This window comes from Candidatus Termitispirillum reticulitermitis, from assembly GCF_054655775.1.
The window spans coordinates 1-9440 of the sequence record NZ_BAAIHG010000048.1 but is presented as its reverse complement, the minus strand read 5'-3'; the positions used below and the strand labels follow the sequence as shown (position 1 = coordinate 9440).

Annotated in this window: 8 protein-coding genes and 1 pseudogene; 6 read left to right on the top strand and 3 right to left on the bottom strand. The window is 44.9% G+C overall.

Annotated elements, in window-relative coordinates:
• Positions 1-221 precede the first annotated feature (221 nt).
• The 3 genes from AC1MDJ_RS05640 to AC1MDJ_RS05630 all read left to right on the top strand — a co-directional run bounded on the left by AC1MDJ_RS05640 (position 222) and on the right by AC1MDJ_RS05630 (position 5480).
• Positions 222-719 (top strand): flagellin, encoded by a 498-nt coding sequence (locus AC1MDJ_RS05640; protein ID WP_479689968.1) that lies wholly within the window; start codon positions 222-224, stop codon positions 717-719.
• Positions 720-826: 107 nt separating this feature from the next.
• The gene (locus AC1MDJ_RS05635) at positions 827-3211 is read left to right on the top strand and encodes a flagellin N-terminal helical domain-containing protein (protein WP_479689967.1); all 2385 of its coding nucleotides are present in this window, start codon (positions 827-829) and stop codon (positions 3209-3211) included.
• Positions 3212-3386: 175 nt separating this feature from the next.
• Positions 3387-5480, top strand: a complete 2094-nt coding sequence (locus AC1MDJ_RS05630) for a helix-hairpin-helix domain-containing protein (RefSeq protein WP_479689966.1) — start codon at positions 3387-3389, stop codon at positions 5478-5480.
• On the opposite strand, the gene AC1MDJ_RS05625 is transcribed toward AC1MDJ_RS05630, so the two are convergent.
• Both AC1MDJ_RS05625 and ccsA read right to left on the bottom strand, forming a co-directional pair.
• Positions 5457-6008 carry a ribonuclease HII gene (locus tag AC1MDJ_RS05625; protein WP_479689965.1) on the bottom strand — a complete coding sequence of 184 codons (552 nt, stop codon included), beginning with the start codon at positions 6006-6008 and terminating at the stop codon, positions 5457-5459. The two genes, AC1MDJ_RS05630 and AC1MDJ_RS05625, sit on opposite strands and share 24 nt — an antisense overlap.
• Entirely contained in the window at positions 6008-6451 is a 444-nt protein-coding gene (ccsA, locus tag AC1MDJ_RS05620) for a cytochrome c biogenesis protein CcsA (protein ID WP_479689964.1), read from the bottom strand. Before ccsA ends, AC1MDJ_RS05625 begins: the two co-directional genes overlap by 1 nt.
• A 34-nt stretch (positions 6452-6485) precedes the next feature.
• On the opposite strand from ccsA, the gene AC1MDJ_RS05615 reads away from it, so the two are divergent.
• Genes AC1MDJ_RS05615 through AC1MDJ_RS05605 form a run of 3 tightly spaced genes read left to right on the top strand, consistent with a single transcriptional unit; the run spans position 6486 to position 9242 of the window.
• The gene (locus AC1MDJ_RS05615) at positions 6486-7877 is read left to right on the top strand and encodes an MATE family efflux transporter (protein WP_479689963.1); all 1392 of its coding nucleotides are present in this window, start codon (positions 6486-6488) and stop codon (positions 7875-7877) included.
• Between the two features lie 38 nt (positions 7878-7915).
• Positions 7916-8731, top strand: coding sequence for a DNA-methyltransferase (locus AC1MDJ_RS05610; protein ID WP_479689962.1), 816 nt, complete (start codon positions 7916-7918; stop codon positions 8729-8731).
• Complete coding sequence (locus AC1MDJ_RS05605; RefSeq protein WP_479689961.1) at positions 8724-9242, top strand: HNH endonuclease; 519 nt, start codon at positions 8724-8726, stop codon at positions 9240-9242. The genes AC1MDJ_RS05610 and AC1MDJ_RS05605 overlap by 8 nt, the downstream gene beginning before the upstream one ends.
• A gap of 10 nt (positions 9243-9252) precedes the next feature.
• Here AC1MDJ_RS05605 and AC1MDJ_RS05600 read toward each other — a convergent pair.
• A pseudogene (locus AC1MDJ_RS05600) lies at positions 9253-9440 on the bottom strand (HNH endonuclease); the annotation flags it as partial.

Genomic DNA, 9440 nt, shown 5'->3' with positions numbered 1-9440 from the left:
GATTCAGAATGCGATAGCTTCTGAATCGTAGCTATGCTCATAGCATTAACGATAGATTCATCACCCACGAACTTCAGTTCAGATTCAGCACCTGTTTTAGCCGTCTGGAACACCAACGTGCCGGGAACTGCCTCCACCCCATTCTTGTCTTGTGTACCGGGTTCTACGTAGTGGACTAAATCCTCTGCAGGGGTATTATACCGGGGGTGGACATAAGACTTATGTCAACTTTTGCAATGGAAGCCATCTATGATGTGAACCTAAAGAAGATGGTGTTCAATGGGACAGCAAATAACGAAGCTTATGTTCACATAGTCCGCAATGCAACTACATTGCAGATTGGTCCGAATCAGGGACACATTATAGATATATCTATCCCTCAACTTGATTTAGCATCCATTGGAATAGAGGATGTATATCTGATTACGCCTGAAGATGCCGCAAAGTCTATCACTAAGTGCGATATGGCACTTGAGATGGTGAACCACGCACGGGCTACTTTAGGCGCACAAATCAATAGGCTAGAGTTCAGTATGCAAAACTTGACAACAGGCAGGCAAAACTTAGTGTCTGCTGAATCTCGCATACGCGACCTTGACATAGCTGAGGAGTCTGCACTATTCGCTAGCAAACAGATACTCGTGAATGCAGCTGTAGCAATGTTAGCACAGGCAAATACATTGCCGCAGACAGCACTGCAACTGATACAGGGCAGGTAATAGAATAGGACAGAGTCTGATATAAGCAATTCCCCCGATTAAACGGGTGAGAACGTAAAACTATGAGGTATTCTAAAAAATACCTTTGTTGAGTAGAGGATATATATATGGCACTTATAATTAATACCAATAACTACGCTGTCACAGCTCAGACTAATCTGGCTATAGCGAACAACTCGTTGGCACGCTCTATTGAGCGTCTAAGCAGTGGTCTGCGCATCAACCATGCGGCTGACGATGCTTCTGGACTTGCCATCTCTGAAAAATTGCGCGGGCAAATAAACGGGCTTGCCAAAGCATCTATGAACTCGCAAGATGCTATCTCGCTCCTACAGACCGCTGAGGGCGGCATGGAAGTTATTGCTGATATGTTGCAACGTATGCGTGAACTTGCGGTTCAGGCTGGTAACGGCACCTACACCGCCAACGACAGACGGGAGCTTCAGAAAGAAGTTGACCAGCTAAAATCTGAAGTTGACCGCATATCGTCATCAACAGAGTTCAACACTAAGAAGCTCTTAACGGGGCAAGCAGCTGGTTTGTGGTCTTCTGACAGCGGAGATGTGGACGTGGTAATAAACAGTGTCCCGATGGAAGGCAACTACAAACTGACCTTTGACGTTGCACCTGGATTGAACGCCGTGTATAAGACGGATATCATGGCTGTTAATAGCGACATTGTTCTGGAGAAGAAGGGCGCAAACGGCACTTCACTACGCAACTTTAATGCTACGGGCAACATATTATCACTAGATGAAGCCATGTTGAGTTTTAGGAGCTATACTGTTGCACCTACCATAGCTACAAGTGTTCAAAGTGTCGCTTTCTTCCGGCAGGAGGCTGCAGTGCCTGGCTCAGGCACTGGTGGCTATAAATATTCATCAGGGGTTACTGTGAATGTTTCAGGCACTGTGTCGTCTGGTTATGTAGAGATAGAATTTCTGTCAAGTCAGACAGTCGTCAATAGTGCTGTCGTAAGCAACATACGCGTAACATTTGTTGATGCGGCTTCAGGTGTCAGCTATTCAAAAGAACAGTCGCTATATGTCGTGGCTGCAGGTAACGTAAGCGGTGTCTATACGTTTGATAATGGGATGAAAATCAACGTTTCAATGCTTACCACGGTAGCGCCATTCTACAGCGGCACAAAAGTCATTGCCGGCGATAAAATGCTGTTCAGCGTTCAGGCGGGTGTTAACAGTACTAATTTCACCCTTGCTGACGATACTCTAGCGGCTGTGACCATACCTAGTATTGGGACGACAATAACCCAAGGAGCAGCTACCGCACCAGACTGGCCAGTCCACGCTGTTTCCACTGCTGTCATTACTGGTCCTGCAGTGATATTACAGAATGGTAAGACGCAGGGTGGTCAGATAACAGCTGTCACCATAGACAATGGCAAGTTCCAAGTATCAACTATCAGGTTTGACAAGGACTACTCTGTTAATGGTTTTATCAGTGGCACGGTGACGTTAGATGCCTTTGCCAAAGGGACTGTTGCGGCGTCTAATGTAAAACTGAAAGATATTGGCTTATTTACTAATGCTGATGGACGTATGCTGCTAGATAATACGCAATATTTAGATATTTATGGCAACGATGGTATGGCTACCGTCACTATTGAGGGTGATGACACTATTGACGATTTTGTCAATAAGCTACGCGCAGCCTTAGAATCACTGAATATGAGCGCAGATGTCCAGCTTTCAGACCTCATACGCTATATTGAGCCTGGTGCGCAAAGTTCAAGTGGCAATAATGCAGTGCCCGGCACTATTGTAATACAAAGTGCACTCACAGGCGAACAGTCGGACATAAGGTTTGTAGCTGATGAAAATGTGTTGAATGCGCTATCTATCGCACAGATACAAAAATCTGTCCCCAGCATGGTAAAAATAACCGTCAAGGACGCCCATACAGGCGACTTAGTAGGCTCTGATACTGTATCAGACTACAGGTTACGCGGAATAATCCCCGGTGCTGATGTGCGTTTCCGTGCAAACATAGGCATTACCGCATATTATGACCAATCTTATGACAAGATGCTATTCAAGCCTATACAATATGATGATGTGTATGTGCATATAGTCAGCAAACCAACATCCGTTCAAGCAGGTGCTAACGAAGGACAAACGCTTGACATCAGTATTGGTAGGTTGGACTGCGTAGCACTGGAAATCAGCGATGCGTACGTTGTAACTATGGAAGATGCGCAAAAGGCTATTACGAAGTTTGACCAAGCATTGGAGAAACTGAACCATGCTAGGGCAACTTTGGGTGCACAAATCAACAGGTTGGAATACACTATAAAGAATTTGAGCATTGGCAAACAAAACCTAATAGCGGCAGAGTCTCGCATACGCGACCTAGACGTAGCAGACGAATCGTCAAACTTTGCGAAGAACCAGATATTGGTGAACGCCGCAGTAGCAATGCTGGCACAGGCAAACCAACTGCCACAAACAGCACTGCAACTGATAAACAGATAACCAGTCTTTCTTTCCCCTCCCCCACAAGGGAGGGGAAATCAAAAAACTTTCTCATCCTCTGTCAAAGCCTTGTTTATTCCCTCTCACACTACGGAAAGAGGGGGCAATTAGGGTATTAACAGCTGATAGGCAGAGGGGTTTGCTCGTTGAATGGAATTATTGTATCATATAGTCTATGTTAAACAAACTAACTAATGAGTTTTCGTTCAACCCCAGACACATAGCCGCTCTTATAGCACTATACATGGACGGAAATACCATCCCATTCATCGCCCGCTATCGCAAAGAACAGACGGGTGCCATGAACGAAATTGACATCCGCGCGGTAATAGACCGCTACACATATCTAACCGAGTTAGAAAAGCGCAAAAATGAAGTCCTGCGCCTGATAGACACTAAAGGCAAACTCACAGATGAACTGAAACAGGCTATACTAAACGCCGACACTTTAACTATCATTGAGGAACTATACGCCCCATTCAAGAGTAGGCGCAAAACTAAAGGTCTTATAGCTAGAGAAGCGGGACTAGAACCATTAGCAGACTATATCTGCACTAATGTTAAACTATCAACCCTAGACGACGAGGCGCGAAAGTATATAAACGAGCTGGTTCCAGATACAGACGTAGCCGTTAGTATGGCACGTGATATTATCACAGAACGAATATCGCTGAATATAGAGTTGCGGCATATTATCAGCAAGCTGTTCCAAGAACAAGCAGTCCTATCATCAACGCATACAGGCATTACCAGCGAACGAACAGCTTACGAAGACTATTACAACTTCTCCGAACGCATATCCACTATCCCTCCGCACCGCACAATGGCTATATTTCGCGGCGAGCGTGAGGGCATTTTATCAGTAAGCGTTGACATCAACGAAAATGACTGCATAGCAAAAGCAAGCACGTCAGCATTCGTCAGTATGGCTGTTAACACCCACACCGAACGCTGCCTGAAACGAGCGGTAAAAGTCCATCTGCTTCCTAGCATTACGTCCGAAGTGCGCTCTAACCTAAAGGCGGCTGGTGAGGAACGCGCTATAGCTATATTTGCCGATAACTTAAAACATCTGCTTATGACCCCACCTGTAAAAGATAAGACAATGTTAGGGCTAGACCCAGCGTTCAGGACAGGCTGTAAGTTTGCCGTTGTCAGTAAAACAGGACAGTTGCTAGACTACGGGGTAATTTATCCAACAGCTCCGCATAAGGACTATGAGGGGAGCAAGGCAAAACTTGCTGAAATGCTGATAAAATATGGCGTCAATGGTATCGCTATCGGCAACGGCACTGCAAGCCGTGAAACTGAGGAGTTTGTAGCAAAGGCATTGGCTGATGAGAAACTGAATGCCGCATATACCATAGTCAGCGAGGCTGGAGCGAGCGTCTATTCAGCAAGCGAGGCGGCTATTAGGGAGTTCCCCAATTTAGACCTGACTATACGCGGGGCAATATCTATCGCTCGCAGGGTAATAGACCCACTGGCGGAGCTTGTGAAGATTGAACCCCGTGCAATCGGCGTGGGTATGTATCAGCACGATGTCAACTCTAATAAGTTAGAAAAGGCATTGACAGGCGTAGTAGAGGACGTAGTCAACAACGTAGGGGTGGATGTCAACACCGCATCATCAGAACTATTAAGCTATGTATCAGGACTGAACAGCGGGGTGGCTGAAGCTATTGTCAACCATAGAACAGCAAGCGGGGGTTTCACAGACAGACAGCAGCTAAAAGATGTTGCCGGTATAGGCGAGGTGGTGTTCAAGCAGTGCGCAGGGTTCTTAAAGGTATATGGCGGTAATGAGCCACTGGATGCACTATTCATACACCCCGAAAGCTACGATGCAGTGAAAAAACTATTAGAAAAGCAGTCATTATCAGAGCTTCATAAATACGATATAAAGAAAGACCCATTAAACATCGGCGCATGGACATTTTCCGATATTGTGGATAGTTTGAAAAAGCCCAATAGAGATGTGCGCGATAGCCTAGAACCAGTGGTGTTTAAGCGGGACGTGTTGGAGCTGGACAGCTTGAAAGAAGGGATGCGGCTAGAGGGGCGCGTCACTAATGTAGTTGATTTCGGTGCATTTGTTGACATCGGACTAAAAAGTGACGGACTGGTGCATATATCGGAACTGTCAGATAGCTTTGTTAAGAACCCGAAAGATGTTGTTTCAGTTGGCAACCACGTCAAGGTGCGTGTGCTTGGCATAGATAAAGAGCGCGGACGGGTTAGTTTATCAATGAAAACCTTTCAGAAATGAACGCCTGTGCAACGGTGTTAGCCCATAGTCCGTAATACCCTGATAGTGTAGCTTAGTGCCATAGCCGCTATTTCGCTCCCAGCCATAGTGCGGATAAATAGCAGCAAGCCTCGCCATAAGGCTATCGCGATAAACCTTTGCCACAATGGATGCCGCCGCCACGCAGATATATTTATCTTCCGCCTTAAATGGGTGTATGTATGGGCAGGGCAAGTTATCTAACTCAACAGCGTCTATTATAATATTGGTTGGAACTACATTCAGCTGTGCGATAGCCTCATGCATCGCCTGTTTTGTGGCAGGGACGATGCCAATAGAATCTATCACTTCATTAGATACTACGCCTATGCCTACTGATATTGCCTTTTCCCTGATGAGTTTGTTTAAGTGTTCACGTTTTTTAGCTGTTAACTTTTTAGAATCTTTAATATTGGGATTTTCATAGCCTAGTGGCAGAATCACTGCACAAGCTACCACAGGTCCCGCAAGCGAACCCCTCCCGACCTCATCTACCCCAGCAGTCAGCACTAAATACCCGCTACGAAATACACCACTGTGCCATAGACTACAATGACACTGATAAAGCCTGTAATAGAGGCAAGAGCAGTTTGTCTGGCACTCAAGCGGTGCCTATGCTTTACTATGATAGTTGCAAGCACCACCAGCCACACAAACAAAGCTATAACAATCTTAGATATTAACTCATTAGACCAAACTATTATTGGCGTTGTGATAATCCACCCCACCGCAACAATAATACCTAGCGTGTATGAGACAAAGCCCGCATAAAGCGAACGAGTGTTAAACCTATCAACAGCCGATAGAGACGAAATGCGCGAGAGCAACCGTCCGCCCAGTTGCCTGTTTTTGAGCGAGCGTTCAGCAAGACAGTATATTAGCCCCATAATAAAGGCAACTACGAAGAATAGCGTTCCCAATATCTCTAACAACACGTGAAATCGTAATAACATTGAAACCTCATAGCGTTATATGCTAAAATACTTTATGATTATAAAGCTAAAAAGCGTTTTTGTGAAGTATTTAATGAACGCTAAATACAAGCAGTTCATCAAACAAAGCTGGCACGCCACCGCGCCGATGCTTGTCATACTATTCTTTGATTTTGCTATGAGTATGACAGATGTCCTAGTCGCCCGTTTGCTCGGTAAAGAAACACAAGCGGCGGTCGGACTGGCGAACCAATCCTACTATATGGTAGCTTTCGTCATCTACGCCCTTACAGTCGGCACTATAGCCACCATATCACGTGTGCACGGCTCAGACGAGCGCGAAAAGAAATTGCCCCGCGCAATATTAACAGCAATCACCATAGCTAGTGGCTGTGCGCTTGTAATTACGCTCCTGTCAGTGCTAATATCCCCGTTTATCATAGAACATTTCGGCGTGGCAGACGAGGTGCGCCGCAAAGCGGTGAATCTAGTTCATATATATTGTTGCGGTATCTTCTTTCAGCTAATGGTGCAACATTTCAATGGCATCTTGCGCGCCTGCCAGCTAGTGCACACGTCTATGGCAGCTATGATTGCAGCAGGTATTATAAACATCACGCTCAATATAGTTTTTGTGTTCTACACACCTATCGGCGAGGCGGGCATAGCCCTGTCAACCGCCGTTGCATGGCTGTTCGCTTTCTTCATCACAGGTTGGCAGATGCTGAAGCTGATGAAGTGGCGATTTATAAAGCTGAGTAGGGATTTTTCACGTGAGATTGCCAGCAAAATTGCCCGTATTAGCTGGCCCAGTGCAATAGTATCGTGCAACTGGCAAATATCGGGGATACTAATCTTTGCCATAGTGGGTATGCTACCAGAAAACAGCACAGAAACTATGGCTGCATTGACTGCGGGACTACGTATAGAGGCAGTCATCTTTATGCCGGCGTTCGCATTCAATATGGCTAATGCGGTGCTGGTGGGTCACCTGCTAGGGGAGAATAAACCAGACGATGCATTCACTATGGGACTACTCACGACTATTGTGGGCGTATTTTGCATAACTGTCATTACCCTTGCGGTTATTATGGGTGCGACACCGCTGGCTAACCTGCTAGCCGCTAAGGGAACTAATGGCGAGGTTGACGGGTTGGTGTTGCAAGAGATAACAAAATATCTGCGAATAGTGATGATTTCAGAGCCATTTGTAGCGGCGCACCTGATGTTTGGCGGAGCTTTGATGGGCGCAGGCGATACCCGTGCGCTGATGTATTATCACCTAATAAGCCTATGGGTGTTTAGGATACCGATAGCATATATTTTCGGCATAGTGCTAGGCTACGGCGCAGTGGGCATCTGGTGGGCGATGAACTTTACGTTCTTCTGCCAAGCAATACTAGCGGGGAGACGCTATCTTTCAAGACGCTGGCTCTCAAATTACTAGTTTCTTGACAAGCAAGAAATGGTTGTGTATAATCAAATATGTGCAATTTTACAGAAATTCCTTATTTTGAAGCCAACAATATAACTATATTCAATGCTGATATTCTGGTGACTAATGCTGTTGCTGATAGCTCCATTGACTTGATAGTCACTTCGCCACCATATAATGTTGATATAAATTATAAATCCAACGACGACGCTTTATCTTATGATGATTATTTAGAGTTTTCGCATAAATGGATTAGCCAATGTTTCCGCTTTGCCAAAGATGATGGACGTTTTCTATTGAATATCCCGCTTGATAAGAACAAGGGGGGACAAAAGCCAGTTGGTGCTGATATTACACAGATTGCTAAAGACATCGGTTGGAAATATCATTCAACTATAGTTTGGAATGAGGGCAATATCTCTCGTCGCACAGCATGGGGGTCGTATATGTCAGCCTCCGCCCCGTATGTTATAGCACCAGTTGAGCTGATAGTAGTGCTATATAAAGATAGCTGGAAAAAGTTAGGCGGTAGCAGGGAAAACGATATAACAAAAGAGGAATTTATGAACTGGACAAATGGTTTATGGACATTTCAGGGGCAGAATAAAAAGGGGGCAGGCGGACATCCCGCAGCATTCCCGCTGGAACTTCCTAAACGTTGCATAAAGTTGCTTAGTTTTATAGACGATGTGGTTTTAGACCCATTTTTGGGTAGTGGCTCAACTCTTATATCCGCATATATGCACAAACGCAGGGGTGTGGGTATTGAAATAGATAAAGACTATTGCGATATAGCAATAAAACGCTTGATTCAAGAGGCGCATATAAATCAATATAACATATCAGACGAGCTACAGTATGCCTAATAAAACACTATCGCAGAACGATATTATTGTTGAGTTCTTTAAAAATAATCCCAATAGGGATATAGAACACCCAGAAGTCGTTGACTGGGCTGTTAGAGCATATAAAGAGAGAACAGGTGCTGTTTTGCGCGACCCCGATAGGGCTATTAGAAAACTAGCCCAAAACGGGTTTTTAATCAAAATTGCCAAAGGTGTTTATAAATATGACCCTGACAAGGCAAACATTAGAGCACTAGAGGACTTCACACCAACACAGAGAAAGGAAATATTTGAGCGAGACGGCTATAAATGCGTGATTTGCGGCAAGGGCAAAAGGGATGGCGTTGAATTACACGCAGACCATTCTTACAGGGTTGTGCCTGCGGTAGCGACTGGTGTAAATCTATACTATAAAAATGTGATTTTAAGCGGGTTTGTGCAATACATTCCAGTGAGCACGCTGGATATACGTGGAGTTGACCTTAAGGCTGGTGGCTTGCTGAAAGGGGCGAGGATTGGGCTAGCTTTCTAACAGCCTAATACTACTTATTCCATTCAATATGCCCGTTTATGTCGTGCTTTTTATAGACGTTTAGTATATCAGTGCAGAATTGTTCTAACCCGGTGTTATTATTTTTCTGTGCAAGCTCATAGAGACGAATGAACATCTTTTTACCCGTTTCTGTTTGATTAAAGTTCTTTTTAATAAAGTTGTGTTGGGCACATAGGG

Excerpts from the sequence above, each read along its gene's own strand:
- AC1MDJ_RS05605 (WP_479689961.1), top strand. The coding sequence starts at position 8,724 with ATGCCTAATAAAACACTATCGCAGAACGATATTATTGTTGAGTTCTTT.
- AC1MDJ_RS05640 (WP_479689968.1), top strand. The coding sequence starts at position 222 with ATGTCAACTTTTGCAATGGAAGCCATCTATGATGTGAACCTAAAGAAG.
- AC1MDJ_RS05630 (WP_479689966.1), top strand. The coding sequence starts at position 3,387 with ATGTTAAACAAACTAACTAATGAGTTTTCGTTCAACCCCAGACACATA.
- AC1MDJ_RS05635 (WP_479689967.1), top strand. The coding sequence starts at position 827 with ATGGCACTTATAATTAATACCAATAACTACGCTGTCACAGCTCAGACT.
- AC1MDJ_RS05615 (WP_479689963.1), top strand. The coding sequence starts at position 6,486 with ATGATTATAAAGCTAAAAAGCGTTTTTGTGAAGTATTTAATGAACGCT.
- ccsA (WP_479689964.1), bottom strand. The coding sequence starts at position 6,451 with ATGTTATTACGATTTCACGTGTTGTTAGAGATATTGGGAACGCTATTC.
- AC1MDJ_RS05610 (WP_479689962.1), top strand. The coding sequence starts at position 7,916 with ATGTGCAATTTTACAGAAATTCCTTATTTTGAAGCCAACAATATAACT.